This window comes from Variovorax sp. J31P179 (assembly GCF_030316985.1).
In the GTDB taxonomy this organism is placed as follows: Bacteria; Pseudomonadota; Gammaproteobacteria; order Burkholderiales; family Burkholderiaceae_C; genus Variovorax; species Variovorax ginsengisoli_B.
Map to the genome: position 1 here is coordinate 237994 of NZ_JASZYL010000005.1, position 15420 is coordinate 253413.

At 69.1% G+C, this 15420-nt stretch carries 16 protein-coding genes; 2 read left to right on the forward strand and 14 right to left on the reverse strand.

What is annotated here, in order from left to right; genetic code table 11:
• Positions 1-67: 67 nt before the first annotated feature.
• Positions 68-1618: an AMP-binding protein gene (locus QTI17_RS14970; RefSeq protein ID WP_286534053.1), complete on the reverse strand. Its 1551-nt coding sequence runs from the start codon at positions 1616-1618 to the stop codon at positions 68-70.
• A gap of 9 nt (positions 1619-1627) precedes the next feature.
• Entirely contained in the window at positions 1628-2410 is a 783-nt protein-coding gene (locus QTI17_RS14975) for a crotonase/enoyl-CoA hydratase family protein (RefSeq protein WP_286534054.1), read from the reverse strand.
• 74 nt (positions 2411-2484) lie between these two features.
• On the opposite strand from QTI17_RS14975, the gene QTI17_RS14980 reads away from it, so the two are divergent.
• The gene (locus tag QTI17_RS14980) at positions 2485-3291 is read left to right on the forward strand and encodes a PaaX family transcriptional regulator (RefSeq protein WP_286534055.1); all 807 of its coding nucleotides are present in this window, start codon (positions 2485-2487) and stop codon (positions 3289-3291) included.
• A 16-nt stretch (positions 3292-3307) separates the two neighbouring features.
• Here QTI17_RS14980 and QTI17_RS14985 read toward each other — a convergent pair whose 3' ends face one another.
• From QTI17_RS14985 to QTI17_RS15030, 10 genes are read right to left on the reverse strand one after another with little or no spacing between them, the layout of a single operon-like run.
• A complete protein-coding gene (locus tag QTI17_RS14985) occupies positions 3308-4315 on the reverse strand; it encodes an aldo/keto reductase (protein WP_286534056.1) in 1008 nt (335 codons plus the stop codon).
• Between the two features lie 8 nt (positions 4316-4323).
• Complete coding sequence (locus QTI17_RS14990; RefSeq protein WP_286534058.1) at positions 4324-5280, reverse strand: Gfo/Idh/MocA family oxidoreductase; 957 nt, start codon at positions 5278-5280, stop codon at positions 4324-4326.
• Positions 5277-6134 (reverse strand): class III extradiol dioxygenase subunit beta, encoded by an 858-nt coding sequence (locus tag QTI17_RS14995; protein ID WP_286534059.1) that lies wholly within the window; start codon positions 6132-6134, stop codon positions 5277-5279. Before QTI17_RS14995 ends, QTI17_RS14990 begins: the two co-directional genes overlap by 4 nt.
• A gap of 1 nt (position 6135) precedes the next feature.
• A complete protein-coding gene (gene ligA, locus QTI17_RS15000; protein ID WP_286534060.1) occupies positions 6136-6576 on the reverse strand; it encodes a protocatechuate 4,5-dioxygenase subunit alpha in 441 nt (146 codons plus the stop codon).
• A complete protein-coding gene (locus tag QTI17_RS15005) occupies positions 6576-7493 on the reverse strand; it encodes an amidohydrolase family protein (protein ID WP_286534061.1) in 918 nt (305 codons plus the stop codon). The genes ligA and QTI17_RS15005 overlap by 1 nt, the downstream gene beginning before the upstream one ends.
• A 4-nt stretch (positions 7494-7497) precedes the next feature.
• Entirely contained in the window at positions 7498-8490 is a 993-nt protein-coding gene (locus tag QTI17_RS15010) for a Bug family tripartite tricarboxylate transporter substrate binding protein (RefSeq protein WP_286534062.1), read from the reverse strand.
• A gap of 24 nt (positions 8491-8514) precedes the next feature.
• A complete protein-coding gene (ligK, locus tag QTI17_RS15015) occupies positions 8515-9198 on the reverse strand; it encodes a 4-carboxy-4-hydroxy-2-oxoadipate aldolase/oxaloacetate decarboxylase (protein ID WP_286534063.1) in 684 nt (227 codons plus the stop codon).
• A 22-nt stretch (positions 9199-9220) separates the two neighbouring features.
• Entirely contained in the window at positions 9221-10249 is a 1029-nt protein-coding gene (locus QTI17_RS15020) for an amidohydrolase family protein (RefSeq protein WP_286534064.1), read from the reverse strand.
• 43 nt (positions 10250-10292) lie between these two features.
• Positions 10293-11672, reverse strand: coding sequence for an MFS transporter (locus tag QTI17_RS15025; protein WP_286534065.1), 1380 nt, complete (start codon positions 11670-11672; stop codon positions 10293-10295).
• Positions 11669-12391, reverse strand: a complete 723-nt coding sequence (locus QTI17_RS15030; protein ID WP_286534066.1) for a substrate-binding domain-containing protein — start codon at positions 12389-12391, stop codon at positions 11669-11671. Before QTI17_RS15030 ends, QTI17_RS15025 begins: the two co-directional genes overlap by 4 nt.
• A gap of 140 nt (positions 12392-12531) precedes the next feature.
• Between QTI17_RS15030 and QTI17_RS15035 the strand changes: the two genes are divergently transcribed.
• The gene (locus QTI17_RS15035) at positions 12532-13440 is read left to right on the forward strand and encodes a LysR substrate-binding domain-containing protein (RefSeq protein ID WP_286534067.1); all 909 of its coding nucleotides are present in this window, start codon (positions 12532-12534) and stop codon (positions 13438-13440) included.
• A gap of 81 nt (positions 13441-13521) precedes the next feature.
• Here QTI17_RS15035 and QTI17_RS15040 read toward each other — a convergent pair whose 3' ends face one another.
• Entirely contained in the window at positions 13522-14424 is a 903-nt protein-coding gene (locus tag QTI17_RS15040; protein ID WP_286534068.1) for an NAD(P)-dependent oxidoreductase, read from the reverse strand.
• 20 nt (positions 14425-14444) lie between these two features.
• Positions 14445-15407 (reverse strand): Bug family tripartite tricarboxylate transporter substrate binding protein, encoded by a 963-nt coding sequence (locus QTI17_RS15045; RefSeq protein WP_503011061.1) that lies wholly within the window; start codon positions 15405-15407, stop codon positions 14445-14447.
• Between the last annotated feature and the right edge of the window lie 13 nt (positions 15408-15420).

Sequence of the window (15420 nt, forward strand, 5' to 3'; positions counted from 1 at the left end):
TGTGACAGATCGGTGTGGCGGCGGAGGGCTTCGGCCGTCTCTTGTTCCGCGCTGACCGGCCGGCGCTTCAGGCCGGCGGGTCGGATGCGGCGCGCAGGCGATCGCGCAGGGCGCGGCGGTTGAGCTTGCCCACCGCGGTCTTCGGAATCTGTTCGGCGAAGATCACGCGCCGCGGTTTCTTGTACGACGCCAGCCGGGCCGCGACCTGCGCGATCAGCTCGGCCGCCAGCGCATCGCTTGCGGCGTGGCCGGGGGCAAGCGCCACCACCGCGGTGACCGCCTCGACCCACTTGTCGTCGGGCAGCCCGACCACCGCGCATTCGCGCACCGCGGGATGGGCAAGCAGCGCCTCTTCGACCTCGCGCGGATAGACGTTGTAGCCGCCGCTGACGATCATGTCGGAGGTGCGGTCCTTGAGGAACAGGAAGCCGTGCTCGTCGAACACGCCGACGTCGCGCGTGAGCACCCAGCCGTCGGGCTTGAAGGTCTCTGCCGTGAGCTCGGGCGCCGAGTGGTAGCCGGCCACCGCCGACGGCGCGCGCACCGCGATCTCGCCGGGCTGGCCCGGCGCCACGTCGTGGCCGGACTCGTCGAGCAGGCGCACTTCGACCTCGACGGCCGGCTGGCCGCAGGCGCCCAGACGCTCGCCATGATGGTCTTCGGGCCGCAGCACCGCCAGGCACAGCGGTACCTCGGTCTGGCCGTAGTACTGCCAGAAGCGGTGTTGGCCCCAGAGTGCCATCGCGCGCTCGATCACGGGGCGCGGCATCGGCGAAGCGCCGTAGATCACGTAGCGCAGCGCATCGACATTGCAAGTCGCCATGGCCGGCGTCTCGACCAGCATCTGCAGCATGGTCGGCACCAGGTTGATCGCGGTGGCGCGTTCGCGCTCGATCGCAGCCAGGAAGGACTCGGGCTCGAAGCCAGGCAGGATCACGGTGCGGCCGCCGCGCAGCCAGAAGGGCAGGACGAAGACGCCGCTGGCGTGGATCAGCGAGGCGGCATGCAGCATCGCGTCGTCGGGAGTCGCGGGCAGCAGGTTGAGCAGCACGTTGCGGCAGATCGCGGCATAGGAGCCCTGCGTGTGCTGCGCGGCCTTCAGCGTGCCGGTGGTGCCGGAGGTGAACAGGGTCAGGATCACGTCGTCGGCGCTCACCTGAAGATCGGGGTCGCGCGCCGGCTGCTGCGCGGCCGTGGCGATCAGGTCGGTGCCGCCGGGCAGGCTGGCATCGAGGCCATGGCAGTCCAGACCCGGCAGGGCCTCGCGCAGTGCGGCGGCGCGCTCGGCCAGGTCGGCCCCGAACACCAGCAGGCGGCAGCCGGTGTCCTGCAGCATGCGCACGTGCTCGGGCAGCGACAGCCGGGCATTGAGCGGGACGCGGTTGAGCGCCGCCTTGACGCAGGCGAAGTCGAGCGGCACGCTGTAGAGGCTGTTGTTGACCAGCAGCGCGATGCGCGTGCCGGGCTCGGCGCCGCGGGCGCGCAGTGCGTGGGCCAGGCGGGCGCTGAGCGCATCGACCTCGGCGAAGCTCAGGCTGCGGCCGCCGAAGCTGACGGCGGTGCGGGGCCCGTGCTGGGCGGCGCCGCGGCGGATCAGGTCGAGAGTGGTGGGGGCCATGTTCGGTTCCTATTGGCCAAAGCTGCCGTGGCGGCCGGCGCCCTGGACGAAGCGGGCGGCGCCCGCAACGGCTTCCTCGAACACCACCGGGACGCCTTGGGCGCCTTCGGCGCGCAGCGCCTCTGCCAGCGGGAGATCCCACTGGCCATAGGCCGACGCGCGATCGGCCAGCATGCAGCGGCGCGGGAAGGCAGCGATCTCGCGCGCCAGGGCCTCGGCAGCCTCGCGCGCAGTGCCTGGGTCGACCAGGCGGCTGGCCAGGCCCATCGCGAGCGCTTCGTCGGCCGCCACCGGACGGCCGGTCAGGATCATGTCGAGCGCCCGGCCCATGCCGACGATGCGCGGCAGGCGCACGGTGCCGCCATCGATCAGCGGCACGCCCCAGCGACGGCAGAAGACGCCGAACACCGCATCGCGCTCGACCACGCGCAGGTCGGCCAGCAGCGCGAGTTCGAGGCCGCCGGCCACGGCATAGCCGCTGACCGCGGCGATCAGCGGCTTGGACAGCGCCATGCGGGAGGGGCCCATCGGCCCGCTGCCGCCGCCGTGGGGGTCGAGCTCGTGGCGGCGCGAAGGATCGCCGACGGCGCTCAGGTCGGCACCGGCGCAGAAATGGCCGCCGGCACCCCACAGCACCGCCACCTGCTGCGTGTCGTCGGCCTCGAAGGCTTCGAAGGCGCGGCGCAGATCGATCGCCATCGGGCCGTCGACCGCGTTGCGCACCGCGGGGCGGTCCAGGATGATCGTGCACACTGGGCCGTCGACCTCGGTACGGATGAAAGAACCCGCCATTCGCTTGCTCCATTGATATTTCAATGAAAATAATATCGGCGGCAGAATAAGAAAGATTACACGTTTTCACTTAGATGGACATAATTCATAACATCGAAGAAGGCGAACCTTCGGCTGCGGACCTGGTGCTCGACCTGCTGATCACCCATCCCGAGCCGCACATGACGGTGCAGACGCTCGCGCGCGCGGGCGAGATCATGCGACTCAGCACGCCCAGCGTGCGGGTGGCGCTGACGCGCCTGCTGGGCCAGGACCGGATCGTCAAGACCGGACGCGGCTGCTATGCCGTGCAGTTGCAGGGCAACTCGGTGCACTACGAGGTGCAGCACTGGTTCGAAAAGGAGAGCCGGATGGGCCAGTGGGCCGGCGGCTGGCTGCTGGTGCATGACGGCGACGTGCCACGCAGCGACAAGACCGCCTGGCGGCACCACCTGCGGGCGCTCGACCTGAACGGGTTTCGCACGCTGGCCGCGGGCCTCTCGGTGCGGCCCGACAACCTCGACGGCGGCGCCGAGGCGATGCGCGCGGCGCTGGCCCGGCTCGGCCTGGCGGCGGGCAGCCTGGTGTTCGGCGGCAGCGGCTTCGACGCCGATGCCGCTGCGCGAATGCGGGCGCTGTGGGACGTTCAGGCACTGTCCGCCGCCTATCGCGGCGCATTGAAGCTGATCGAGGACAGCAACGCGCGCCTGCCGCGCCTGGCGCCCGAGGCGGCGGCCCGCGAGACGCTGCTGGTGGGGCGCACGGTGATCCGCGGCATCGTGCGCGATCCGCTGCTGCCCGAGGCGATCCAGCCCGGCGCGCCGCGGCGGGCGCTGATCGAGGCGACCCGCAGCTACCAGGCGCGGGCGCGTGAGCTTTGGCGGGAGGTGCTTGCCGGCTGATCGGCCAGCTCGCCTCTCAATCCTCGAACACCTCGGTATCCACCTCGGTGCTGCTCTGCGCGCCATAGCGCGCACCGCTCACGGTGCGCTGGTTGATCACCGCGTCGACCCGCGCAACCAGTTCGGGCGACAGCCGGACCTGCTCGGCCTGCAGGTCTTCATTCAGGTGGGCGAGACGGGTCGTGCCGGGAATCGGGATGACATGCTCGCCGCGCGACAGCAGCCAGGCCAGTGCCAGCTGCGCCGGCGTGCAGCCGGCCTCTTTCGCGAGCGCGGTGTAGGCCGGCAGCAGCGCCAGGTTGCGCGGGTAGTTCTCGGCCGAGAAGCGCGGCATCGCGCGCCGGATGTCCTTGGCGTCGAGCGTCGACACGTCGTGCAGCACGTCGCACAGGAAGCCGCGCGCCAGCGGGCTGAAGGCCACCAGCGCCGCGCCCAGCTCGCGGCAGGCCTCGAGCACGCCGATCTCCGTGTTGCGGCTCCAGAGCGAATATTCGTTCTGCACCGCGGCGATCGGGTGCACCGCATGCGCGCGCCGCAAGGTCGCCGCCGAGACCTCCGACAGGCCCAGCGCGCGCACCTTGCCCTCTTCGACCAGGCGCGACATCTCGCCCACCGACTCCTCGATCGGCACCGACTTGTCCCAGCGATGCAGGTAGTAGAGATCGATGACCTCGGTCTGCAGGTTCCGCAGACTGTCTTCGCAGTTGCGGCGCAAGGTGGCCGGGCGGCCGTCGATCACGCGGCGCAGCGTGCCGTCGTCGCCGCGCACACCCGCCATGCCGCCCTTGCTGGCCAGCGTGAAGGCGCTGCGGTGCGGCTTCAGCACCCGCCCGACCAGCTGCTCGTTGGCACCGAAGCCGTAGAGCGCCGCCGTGTCGAACAGGGTCACGCCGGCATCCAGTGCCGCCAGCAGCAGGCGCTCGCCCTGCTCCGCCGACGGCGGCACGCCGTAGGCATGGCTCAGGTTCATGCAGCCCAGGCCGATCGCGCTGACCGAGAAAGGGCCGAGTTGACGCGTGTGCATGGCGCGGCTCAGCTCTGCAGCTGCTGTTCCAGCTGCTGCAGAACCTGGTAGCAGGGCAGCACCTGCGCCACGCTCGAATTCGGCTCGCGGCCTTCGCGGATCGCGGCGAAGAACTCGCGGTCCTGCAGCTCGATGCCGTTCATCGACACGTCCACCTTCGAGACGTCGATCGCTTCTTCCTTGCCGGTGAACAGATCGTCGTAGCGCGCGATGTAGGTGCCGGTGTCGCCGATGTAGCGGAAGAAGGTGCCGAGCGGGCCGTCGTTGTTGAAGGACAGCGACAGCGTGCAGATCGCGCCGTTGGCCGCCTGCAGCTGGATCGACATGTCCATCGCGATGCCCAGGGTCGGGTGGATCGGGCCCTGCACCGCATTGGCCTTCACGATCGGGCTGCCGGCCTGGTAGGCGAACAGGTCGACCGTGTGCGCGGCGTGGTGCCACAGCAGGTGGTCGGTCCAGCTGCGCGCCTGGCCCAGCGCGTTCATGTTGGTGCGGCGGAAGAAGTAGGTCTGCACGTCCATCTGCTGGATGTTGAACTCGCCGGCCTTGATCTTCTTGTGCACCCACTGGTGGCTCGGGTTGAAGCGGCGCGTGTGGCCGCACATCGCGACCAGCCCGGTCTGCTTCTGCAGGTCGACCACGGCCTGCGCGTCCTTGAGCGAATCAGCCAGCGGGATCTCGACCTGCACGTGCTTGCCGGCCTTGAGTGCCGCGATGCTCTGCGAGGCATGCATCTGGGTCGGCGTGCAGAGGATGACGGCGTCGACCTCCTTCAGCGCCAGCGAGTCGGCGAGGTCGGTCGTGACGTGGCCGATGCCGTACTTGGCAGCCACTTCGCGGGTCTTGTCGAGCTCGCGGCTGACCAGCGAGACGACTTCGACGCCGTCGATGTTCTTGATGCCGTCCAGGTGCTTGATGCCGAAGGCGCCGGCACCGGCGAGGGCAACCTTGATGGTCTTGGTCATTGTTGGTTCTCCAGGATGAGGTGGCCCACGGCCGTGTTGGACGCGGGAACATGGAAGAAGCGATGCGCCACCTTCGGCGGCTTGCCGCCGGCGACGTCGGCCATCGCGCCGCGTGCGATCAGCCACATCACGAGCTCGATGCCCTCGGAGCCGGCTTCGCGCACGTAGTCGATGTGCGGCACCTTCGAGAGGCCGTCGGGGTCGGCGATCAGGCGGTCAAGGAACTTGTTGTCCCACTCGGCGTTGATCAGGCCGGCGCGCGGGCCCTGCAGCTGGTGGCTCATGCCGCCGGTGCCCCAGATCTGCACGTTCAGGTCTTCATCGAAGGACTCGACGGCGCGGCGGATCGCCTGGCCGAGCATGAAGCAGCGCCGGCCGCTGGGCACCGGGTACTGCACCACGTTGACCGCGAACGGAATCACCGGGCAGGGCCAGGCCTCGGGCTGGCCGCACATCAGCGACAGCGGCACCGTGAGCCCGTGGTCGACGTCCATCTTGTTGACGATGGTGAGGTCGAAGTCCTGCTGGATCACGCTCTGCGCGATGTGGGAGGCCAGCGCCGAGTGGCCTTTCACGACCGGCACCGGACGCGGGCCCCAGCCTTCGTCAGCCGGCTGGTACGAATCGGCAGTGCCGATCGCGAAGGTCGGGATCATGTCCAGGCTGAAGGCCGTGGCGTGGTCGTTGAAGACCAGGAAGACGACATCGGGCTTGTTGTCCTTCATCCATTGCTTGGAGAAGTCGTAGCCGGCGAACAGCGGCTTCCAGTAGGGCTCGTTCGACTTGCCGAGGTCGAGCGCCGCGCCGATGGCGGGCACGTGCGAGGTGTAGACGGATGCGGTGATGCGTGCCATGTCAGTGTCCTTTGCGGCCGGCCGCGCCTTGCGGCTGGTGCTGTGCCTGCGCGTCGCCGTCCTCGCCGACGTAGCGGTTGCCTTCGGCCGAGCGGCCGCCCTTGATCATCATGTCGCGGTATTCCTCTTCGGTCATGCCGGTCATGCTGCCGGCCATCTGCTGGAAGCTCTTGCCGTCGGTGGCGCCGATCTTGGCCAGGAAGTAGATGTTGCCGCCGAGCGCGATGCAGCGGTTGAGGTCGCGTGCCAGCACGGCCTGCTTCTGCTCCTCGGTCATCGGCCACTCGTCGAGGTAGGCCCGCTCGTCGGCCTTGAAGCGCTCGCGGTTGGCGGCCTTCATGAGCGACATGCAGAACTGGTTCAGGTGGTAGCCGAGCCGCGATTGCTCGGCGTCGAAGATGGTCGTGCCGGGCACGTCCTTGTAGGGCTTGTCGAGGGACATTACTTCAGCTCCGGCCAGTACAGGCGCGTCGGGTTGTCGACCAACAGCTTGCGCTGCAGCTCGGCCGTGGTCGCGATCTGCGGGATGAAATCGACCAGCAGGCCGTCGTCGGGCATGTGGTCCTTGAGGTTCGGGTGCGGCCAGTCGGTGCCCCACAGCACGCGGTCGGGAAAGCTCTCGACCACCTTGCGGGCGAAAGGCACGACGTCCTGGTAGGCCGCCTGCTCGCCGTCGAGCGCCTTCGGGCCGGTGAGCGACAGGCGCTCGGGACAGCTCACCTTGCTCCAGACATTGGTGTGCTCGCGCATGAACTTCAGGAACAGCTCGAACTCGGGGCCGTCGATGGGCTTGCTGACGTCGGGGCGGCCCATGTGGTCGACCACCACGGTGGTCGGCAGCGCGGTGAAGAAGTCCCACAACTCGGGCAGGTCGACCGCCTCGAAGTAGATCACCACATGCCAGCCCAGCGGCGCGATGCGGTTGGCGATCTCGAGCAGCTCGTCCTTGGGCGTGAAGTCGACCAGCCGCTTGACGAAGTTGAAGCGCACGCCGCGCACGCCGGCGTCGTGCAGTTCCTTGAGCTCGGCGTCGCTGATGCTGCGCTTGACCGTGGCGATGCCCTTGGCACGGCCGTTGGAGGACTTCAGCGCATCGACCATGGCGCGGTTGTCGGCGCCGTGGCAGGTGGCCTGCACGACCACGTTCTTGTCGAAGCCGAGGTGGTCGCGCAGCGCGAACAGCTGGTCCTTGGAGGCGTCGCAGGGCGTGTACTTGCGCTCGGGCGCGAACGGGAACTGGTCGCCCGGGCCGAACACATGGCAGTGCGCGTCGACGCTGCCGGGCGGCACCTTGAAGCGCGGCTTCGACGGGCCTGCGTACCAGTCGAGCCAGCCGGGGGTCTTGGTGAAAGTGGTCATGGTCTCAGTCCAGGGTGATGTTGGCCTTGCGGATCACGTCGCCGAAACGCTGGGTCTCGGTCTTGACGAACTGGTTGAACTGGTCGCGGGTCGTCGGGAAGGGCTCATAGCCGAAGCTCTTGAACTTCTCCTGCACGTCGGGGCTGGCCAGCGCGGCCTCGACGTCCTTCCTGATCTTGTCGGTGACGGCCGCGGGCAGGCCCGGCGGCACCGCGATCGCGTTCCAGCCCGTGACTTCGAAGCCCTTCGGGCCGCCCGACTCGCCCACCGTCGGCACGTCCGGGAAGCTGGCAAGGCGCTGCGGCGCGGCCACGGCCAGGAAGCGCAGCTTGCCGGCGCGCTGCAGCGGGCCCGCGGTGGCGGCGCTGCCGAGCGCGAAGGACAGCTCGCCGGTCGAGACCGAGGTGTAGAGCTGTGTGGTTTCCTTGTAGAGCACGTGCTCCATCTTGATGCCGGTGGCGGAGGCGAACATCTCGGAGCCCAGGTGCACCGGGTTGCCGATCGACCAGGAGCCGAAGTTGAGCTTGCCCGGATGGGCCTTGGCGTCTGCAATGATGTCGCCGACGGTCTTGTACTTGCTGTCGGTCGCGACCGTGAAGAAGAAGTAGGTCTTGAACAGCGGCAGCAGCGTGTCGAAGTCTTTCACCGGGTCGTAGGGCAGCTTCTTGAACAGCGACGGATAGGCCGCCAGGTGCACGTTGTCGAGCACGATCATGTCGGTGCCGTCCTTGGCGCCGCGCTTGAAGGCATCGATGGCGATGAAGCCGTTGCCGCCCGGACGGTTCTCCACCACCACCGGCTGGCCCCAGGCGCGCGAGAGCTTGTCGGCCACCAGGCGGGCGACGCCATCGGGGCCGCCGCCGACCGGGAACGGCGTGATGATGCGCACCGGCCTGGTCGGGAAATGCTGCGCGAAGGCGCCCATCGGGAGCGCCGCGGCGGTGAGCGCGCCGGCGGCCAGGGCGAGCTGCGTCAGGGAGCGTCGTGTGACTTGCATGGTTGGAATCAAGAGAAAGGGAAATCAGTCGATGTAGCGCAGGCCGGCCTTCTCGAGGGGCTCGCGCATCTTGTACATGTCGAGGCCGAGCACGCCGGAGGCCAGCTTCTCGCGCTTGGCGCCCTCGTTGGCTTCGCGTGCCACGGCCGCTTCGAGCGCCTTGGCGGCCATCGCCTTCGGCACGCAGACCACGCCGTCGTCGTCGGCCACGATCACGTCGCCGGGCGTGACCAGCATGCCGGCGCAGACCACCGGGATGTTGACCGAGCCGAGCGTGGCCTTGATGGTGCCCTTGGACGAGATGGCGCGGCTCCAGACCGGGAAGTTCATTTCCTGCAGCGTCTTCACGTCGCGCACGCCGGCGTCGATGATCAACGCGCGGGCGCCGCGGGCCTGGAAGCTGGTCGCGAGCAGGTCGCCGAAGTAGCCGTCGGTGCATTCGGCCGTGACCGCCGCCACCACGATGTCGCCGGCCTGGATCTGCTCCGCCGCCACATGCATCATCCAGTTGTCGCCGGGCTGCAGCAGCACCGTGACCGCGGTGCCCGACACCTGCACGCCGGGATAGATCGGCCGCATGTAGGGCTTGAGCAGGCCCACGCGGCCCATGGCCTCGTGCGCCGTGGCCGAGCCGAGCTTGGCCAGGGCGTCGGCCGTGGCGCGGTCGGCGCGCTCGATGTTGCGATAGACGACTCCGAGTTCGTACATGGTCATGTCTCCTTGAAATGGATCAGAGGCCTTTGGCCTTCAATGCGGCGTCGAGCCGCGGGAACACGCGGCGCGCATTGCCTTCGTAGATCTGGAACCGGTCGGCGTCGCTCAGGATCTTGCTCGACTCGATGTAGCGCTTGGTGTCGTCGTAGTAGTGGCCGGTGGTCGGGTCGATGCCGCGCACGGCGCCGATCATTTCCGAGGCGAACAGCACGTTCTTGACCGGGATCACCGTGCTCAGCAGGTCGATGCCGGGCTGGTGGTAGACGCAGGTGTCGAAGTAGATGTTGTTGAGCAGGTGCTCGTCGAGCAGCGGCTTCTTGAGCTCTTGCGCCAGGCCGCGAAACCGGCCCCAGTGGTAGGGCACCGCGCCGCCGCCGTGCGGGATCAGGAAGCGCAGGGTCGGGAAGTCCTTGAACAGGTCCGAAGTCAGGCACTGCATGAAGGCCGTGGTGTCGGCATTGAGGTAGTGCGAGCCGGTGGTGTGGAAGGCCGGGTTGCAGCTGGTGCTGACATGGATCATCGCGGGGATGTCGTACTCGACCATCTTCTCGTAGATCGGGTACCACTGGCGGTCGCTCAACGGCGGGCTGGTCCAGTGGCCGCCGCTCGGGTCCGGGTTCAGGTTGATGCCGACGTTGCCGTATTCCTTGACGCAGCGCTCCAGCTCGGGGATGCAGGTCTTGGGGTCGACGCCGGGCGACTGCGGCAGCATCGCCGCCGGGATGAAGTGGTCCGGGAACAGCTGGCTCACGCGATAGCAGAGCTCGTTGCAGATCGCCGCCCAGGTCGACGAGGTGTTGAAGTCGCCGATGTGGTGCGCCATGAAGCTGGCGCGCGGGCTGAAGATGGTCAGGTCGGAGCCGCGCTCCTTCATCAGCTTGAGCTGGTTGCTCTCGATGGTCTCGCGGATGTCGTCGTCGCTGATCTTGAGATCTGCGGCCTTGGGCGCCTTGGACGGGTCCTTGAGGCTGGCGATCTGCAGGTCGCGCCAGGCGCCGAGCGCAGCGGGGGCGGTCGTGTAGTGACCGTGGACGTCGATGATCATGTCGTGTGCTCCTGGGACTGAAAGGTCGATGACGGTGAAGGAATCAATGGGCCGCGGGTCCGGCGGCGGCATCGCGCAGACTCAGTTCGCGCGGCGCATGCGGATGGGTCCACTGCTTGACGACGAGCGCCGCGGTGGCGATCAGGCCCGGAATGGCCACGATGGTGAAGATGCGGTCGAAGCCCAGGCTGCGGGCCGCCAGTTCGGCCACCAGGAACGAGCCCGCGATGCCGCCGAAGCGGCCGATGCCCAGCATCCAGGCGACCCCGGTGGCCCGCCCCTGCGTGGGATAGAAGGCCGCGGCCAGCGCCGGCATCGACGACTGCGCCGTGTTCATGAGGGTGCCGGCGACGAACACCATCGCCACCAGCAGGCCGTCGTTGCCCACGGCCTGGCCGATCAGGTAGACCGACAGGGCCGTCAGCGCATAGCCCACCGCGATGATCCGGTTGGCGTTGAAACGGTCCATCAGCCAGCCGAAGAACACGGCACCCACGCCGCCCAGCGGGAACAGCGCCGACACCAGCACGGCCTTGTGGGGATCCATGCCGGCATCCTTCAGCAGGATCGGCATCCAGTTGATCAGCGCATAGAAGATGACCAGCCCCATGAAGTAGGCCAGCCACAGCATGAACGAACCGATGCGGTGGTTGCGCCCCAGCACCACCGCCATGCCGCTGCCTGCCACCGGGCCTGCGGCCTGGCGCTCGGTCAGCACGAACGAGGTCGCCGCGGCGGCGGTCGCCGAGATGCGCGCCAGCACCCGGCGGATGCGTTCGGCCGGCTGGCCCCTGGCCACCATGTAGCGCACCGATTCGGGCAGCGCCACGAGCATCAGCAGCGCCAGCACCACGGGCACCGTACCGCCCAGCAGCAGCACGCTGCGCCAGCCCCAGTGCGGGATCATCCAGGCGGCCAGGAAGCCGCCGAAGGCCGCGCCCAGCGGAAAGCCGCAGAACATCGCATTGGTCAGCATCGCGCGCCGCTTGTCCGGGCAATATTCGCTGGTCAAGGTCACGGCATTCGGCATCGCGGCACCCAGGCCCAGGCCGGTCACGAAGCGCAGCACGGTGAGGCTGTCCAGGCTGCCCGAGAAACTCGACGCCAGGCTGGCCAGGCCGAACACCAGCACCGAGGCGGTCAGCACGGCGCGGCGGCCGAACTTGTCGGCCAGCGGACCGGCGCTCAAGGCGCCCGCTGCCAGCCCGAACAGCGCCGCGCTGAGCACCGGCGCCAGCGCGGGCTTGGCCACCCCCCACTCGCCGATCAGCGACGGCGCGATGTAGCCGATGGCGGCGGTGTCGAAGCCGTCGAGCAGCACCACCAGGAAGCACAGGCCGAAGATCAGCCACTGGTAGCCGGAGAAGCCTTGCGCATTGAAGAACGCCTGGACGTCGAGCGGCGCGTTGTCTTGCTTTTTCATGATCCCGAGATTTCCTGCGAGTTGCGTTGAGCCGGGTCCATGCCCTGGGCGCGCTTCGCCGCGTCGGCCTCGGGCGAGGCCATGAAGGCCAGCATTGCACGCGCGGTCTCGGCCTGGGTCGATCCGCTGCAGACGCCGCCTGAAAAGGTCGTGACGATCTGAATCGCGGCCGGCATCGGGCCGAGCAGGTCGATGCCCTGGACATGGATCAGCTCGCTGAGCTGCTGGAAGCCCAGTTCGACCTCGCCGCGGGCCACCAGCGTGCCGACCGGCACGCCCGGCGGGGCCTGGACGATGCGGGGCTTGATCTCTTCGGCGATGCCCCAGCGCTCGAACAGCGCGGCCAGCGCGACGCCGCTCGGGCCGGTGGAGTAGCTGAGGCTGCGGGCGGCCAGCACGGCGCTGCGAAGCGCTTGCTCGGAGCCGATGTCGGGGTGCGGCGCGCCGGCCTTGACGGCCACCGCGACGCCGGAGCGCACCAGGTCGGTCTTGCTGGCGGCATCGACGCGGCCGGCGGCGATCAGCTTGTCGATCGCGTCGGAGGCCAGGATGACGAGGTCGAAGGCCTCGCCCGCCTGCACCCGCTTGGCGGCATCGACGCCGCCGACCGATTCGATCGACACCGAAGCGCCCGAACGGCCCTCGAAGGCGGCCACGAGGTCGGCCAGCACCTGGCGGGTGGCCATCGACGAAATACCCTTGATTGCGGTCTTCTGCATGCTTTTCGCCTTGTCTCCAGGCCCTTTGGCGGGCGCGTTTGGCGGATTGTGCGGCGGGATGGCCCTACTCGATCCGCCATAAGCCACTAGCAGCTAGAACAAAACGGCATATCATCCGAGTCCGAGCCTGGAGGCGACCCTTGGACCTGAAACAGCTGGCGTATTTCGTGCGCGTCGCCGAACTGGGCAGCTTCACGCGGGCCGCGGTGGCGCTCAAGGTCGCCCAGCCGGCGCTGAGCCGCCAGGTGCGCCTGCTCGAGGTCGAGCTGCGGCAGAACCTGCTGGTGCGCAACGGCCGCGGCGCGACGCCGACCGAGGCCGGCCAGGTGCTGCTGGCCCACGGGCGCGGAATCCTGCACCAGGTGGAGCGCGCCCGCGAGGAGCTCGACCGGGTGCGCGGCTCGCTGGCCGGGCGGGTGGCCGTGGGGCTGCCGCCGAGCATCGCGCGGGTGCTGACCGTGCCGCTGACCCGCGCCTTCCGCGAGCAGATGCCGCAGGCCCAGCTGTCGATCAGCGAGAACCTCTCGACCGCCATGCAGGACCAGCTGCTGCATGGCGGGCTGGACATCGCGGTGCTCTACGACGCCCGCCCGATGCCCGGGCTGGACGTCCAGCGGCTGCTGGACCAGGCGCTGATGCTGGTCGGGCGCCGGCCGCCCGGCCTGCAGGAAGATCCGCCGCCCGCCCCCCTGACCCTGGCGGAGGTGGCACGGCTGCCGCTGGTGATCCCGAGCCGGCCCAACGCCATCCGGATGTATGTCGAATCGGAGATGGCCGGCGTCGGCTGCACGCCGAGGGTCGCGCTCGAGATCGACGGCGTCTCGGCGATGCTCGACCTGGTTGCCGACGGCGCCGGCTTCGCGATCCTGTCGCGCAACGCGGTGATCCGCTCGATCAATCCGTCGGCCTACACCCTGCGTGAGATCGTGTCGCCGCCGCTGCGCATCCCGGTGTTCACCGCGGTCAGCGCGCTGCGCCGCGCCACCCTGACGCAGCACGCGACGCTCGAGCTGATCCGCAAGACCGGCGAGACGCTGCTACGGGGTTGAAAGGTCCGCCGCCGGGCCGCCCCAAGGCGGACCGCTCCCCCTCGGGGGGCAGCGAGTACACGAAGTGACGAGCGTGGGGGCTCAGTCCTTGCTTCGCTGGGCGAGCAGCCGGTCGGCGTAGTCCTGCCAGGTCGCCTGCTTGTCGAGCCCGTCGAACACGCCGGCCTTCGCCTGGTCGGCCACCCACTGCTGCTTCTCCGCGATGGCCGCGGCCATGGTCGGCGCGAAGCCGGCTTCGCGCACCGTGTTGGCGGCTTCGCGCATCTCCTCGGCCCGGCGCTGGCCGTGCTGGACCACGCGGCTGAAGAAGTAGGCGCCCTGGCGGCTCCAGTCGATGCTCGGGAAGGTCTCCTGCAGGGTCGGCAGCACATGGTCCTCGACGCCGTAGGCGCGCGCCGTGGCGTAGCTTTCGATGACCAGCGCCTCGAGGCCCTTGATCATCACGCTGCGGCTCATCTTGATCGCGCTGGCGACGCCAAGGCGCTCGCTCACCGCCTTGGTGTCCAGCCCCCAGGCGGCGAGTGCCTCGGCCAAAGCCGCCGCCCGCTCGCCGCCGAGCAGCATCGGCACGCGGATGCCGTAGGGCGGCACCGAGGTCATCACGCCGGCTTCCACATAGTGCGCACCGGCCGCGTCGACCAGCGCCGCGCAGCGCTGCTTGGTGCCCGGCGAGGCCGAGTTGAGGTCGAGGAACAGCGTGCCCGGGCGCAGGTGCGGCGCCGCCTCCTCGGCCACGCGCAGGGTGTTCGACGCCGTGACGGCGGAGATCACCAGCGTGCTCGCCTGGCACAGGGCGCGCATCGACGCCTGCGCCACCGCGCCGGCGCGCGCCGCGTGCGCTTGCTCGTCCGCCTGGCGCGCAGGGTCGATGAAATTCAGGTCCCAGGCACCGACGGATTGAACGCCGGGCTTGTCCCTGAGGCCCGAGGCGAAGGTCTTTCCCACTTCGCCGTAGCCGATGACTCCGATGTGTTCGAGTTGCATGTGCGACCTCTACAGGGAAGCTATTGCCGTGGGATGCCCGCGGCGGCGATCACGCCGCTCCAGCGGTGGATCTCGCTGTCGAGCAGCGTCGCCAGTTCCTCGGGGCTGCCGGCACGCGGCTGCACGTTCAGCGTCGCCAACTGCTGCTGGACCTCGGGCGACGCCAGCGCCGCGCGGACTGCGCGATTGAGCCGGTCGATGCGCTCGCGCGGCGTCTTGGCCGGCGCGGCCAGCGCGTTCCAGGAACGCACGTCGAAGCCCTTGAGCCCGGCGCCCTCGGCCGCCGTGGGCACATCGGGCAAGGCCGGATTGCGCTTCTCGCCCATCACGGCCAGCACGCGAAGCGCCTTGCCCGTGATCTGCGGCATGACCGGCGACAGGATCTCGACGCCGGCGTCGATCTGGCCGCTGCGCAGGGCCGTCACCACGGCCGGGGTGCCGTTGAAGGGCACCACCTGGGCCTCGATGCCGGCGCGGCTCTTGAACAGCGTGGCCGCCAGGTGCTGGGTGCTGCCGATGTTGACCGTGCCGATGTTCAGCGCGCCCGGCCGCGCCTTGGCGGCCGCCACCAGGTCGGCCAGGCTGCGCAGCGGCGACTTCTCGGGCACCACGATCGCGATGTCGAAATAGCCCAGCAGCGAGACCGGCGCGAAGTCCTTGCGGGTGTCGAACGGAAGCTTCTGGAACAAGCCCTCGCTGACCGCCGTGCCGTTGCTCATCAGCAGCAGCGTGAGGCCGTCGGGCGCCGCCGAGGCCACCATCGTGCCGGCCACCACGCCGCCGGCACCGGGGCGGTTGTCGACGATCACGGGTTGGTTCAGCTGGCTGGACATCGCCTTGCCGACCACGCGCGCCGTGAGGTCGGCGACGCCGCCGGCACCGAAGGGGACGACCAGGCGGATCGGCTGGATGTCGCGGCTGTCGGCGGCGTGGGCCGAGAGGCCAAGGGCGGCCAAGGAAAGAAGAAGCATTCGGCGCTTCATGTGCATGATGGAC

Coding starts and splice junctions, on each gene's coding strand:
- QTI17_RS14970 (WP_286534053.1), bottom strand. CDS start 1,618: ATGGCCCCCACCACTCTCGACCTGATCCGCCGCGGCGCCGCCCAGCAC.
- QTI17_RS14975 (WP_286534054.1), bottom strand. CDS start 2,410: ATGGCGGGTTCTTTCATCCGTACCGAGGTCGACGGCCCAGTGTGCACG.
- QTI17_RS14980 (WP_286534055.1), top strand. CDS start 2,485: ATGGACATAATTCATAACATCGAAGAAGGCGAACCTTCGGCTGCGGAC.
- QTI17_RS14985 (WP_286534056.1), bottom strand. CDS start 4,315: ATGCACACGCGTCAACTCGGCCCTTTCTCGGTCAGCGCGATCGGCCTG.
- QTI17_RS14990 (WP_286534058.1), bottom strand. CDS start 5,280: ATGACCAAGACCATCAAGGTTGCCCTCGCCGGTGCCGGCGCCTTCGGC.
- QTI17_RS14995 (WP_286534059.1), bottom strand. CDS start 6,134: ATGGCACGCATCACCGCATCCGTCTACACCTCGCACGTGCCCGCCATC.
- ligA (WP_286534060.1), bottom strand. CDS start 6,576: ATGTCCCTCGACAAGCCCTACAAGGACGTGCCCGGCACGACCATCTTC.
- QTI17_RS15005 (WP_286534061.1), bottom strand. CDS start 7,493: ATGACCACTTTCACCAAGACCCCCGGCTGGCTCGACTGGTACGCAGGC.
- QTI17_RS15010 (WP_286534062.1), bottom strand. CDS start 8,490: ATGCAAGTCACACGACGCTCCCTGACGCAGCTCGCCCTGGCCGCCGGC.
- ligK (WP_286534063.1), bottom strand. CDS start 9,198: ATGTACGAACTCGGAGTCGTCTATCGCAACATCGAGCGCGCCGACCGC.
- QTI17_RS15020 (WP_286534064.1), bottom strand. CDS start 10,249: ATGATCATCGACGTCCACGGTCACTACACGACCGCCCCCGCTGCGCTC.
- QTI17_RS15025 (WP_286534065.1), bottom strand. CDS start 11,672: ATGAAAAAGCAAGACAACGCGCCGCTCGACGTCCAGGCGTTCTTCAAT.
- QTI17_RS15030 (WP_286534066.1), bottom strand. CDS start 12,391: ATGCAGAAGACCGCAATCAAGGGTATTTCGTCGATGGCCACCCGCCAG.
- QTI17_RS15040 (WP_286534068.1), bottom strand. CDS start 14,424: ATGCAACTCGAACACATCGGAGTCATCGGCTACGGCGAAGTGGGAAAG.
- QTI17_RS15045 (WP_503011061.1), bottom strand. CDS start 15,407: ATGAAGCGCCGAATGCTTCTTCTTTCCTTGGCCGCCCTTGGCCTCTCG.